Source organism: Actinomadura sp. BRA 177, from assembly GCF_013372625.1.
Taxonomy (GTDB): Bacteria; Actinomycetota; Actinomycetes; order Streptosporangiales; family Streptosporangiaceae; genus Spirillospora.
The window spans coordinates 1-323 of the sequence record NZ_JABXFD010000720.1 but is presented as its reverse complement, the minus strand read 5'-3'; the positions used below and the strand labels follow the sequence as shown (position 1 = coordinate 323).

Annotated in this window: 1 protein-coding gene; it reads right to left on the bottom strand. The window is 71.2% G+C overall.

From position 1 onward, the window contains the following. Nucleotides 1-323: plasmid replication, integration and excision activator (locus HUX53_RS38905; protein ID WP_176408271.1), on the bottom strand; the 323-nt coding region annotated here is incomplete at both ends.

Below are 323 nucleotides of genomic sequence, written 5' to 3'. Positions count from 1 at the left end.
GCAGCGTCCTTGGCAGCCGCGCCGCCGTCCTTGCCCGCCGAGCGGGACCCGCCGCCGCCCTTGAAGTTGGCCGGACGCACCGCCCCCGCCTTCAGCGAGTAGGCCAGCCGCCCGGTACCGGAGTTGACGTAGGGCGTCACCGTCAGGCCGTCGAACTCCACCGGCACGAACGGGAAACCCGCCGGAGCCTCCGGCATGATCGGCTGCACCGGCGCCGCCAGCTTGACCTTGAACGTGCCCTTGGACTCGGGGTCGGCGTCCAGCACCTCCACCGCCCACACCAGTTCCCCGGTGTCCTTGTCGTGCGCCTGCACGAAGTTCTC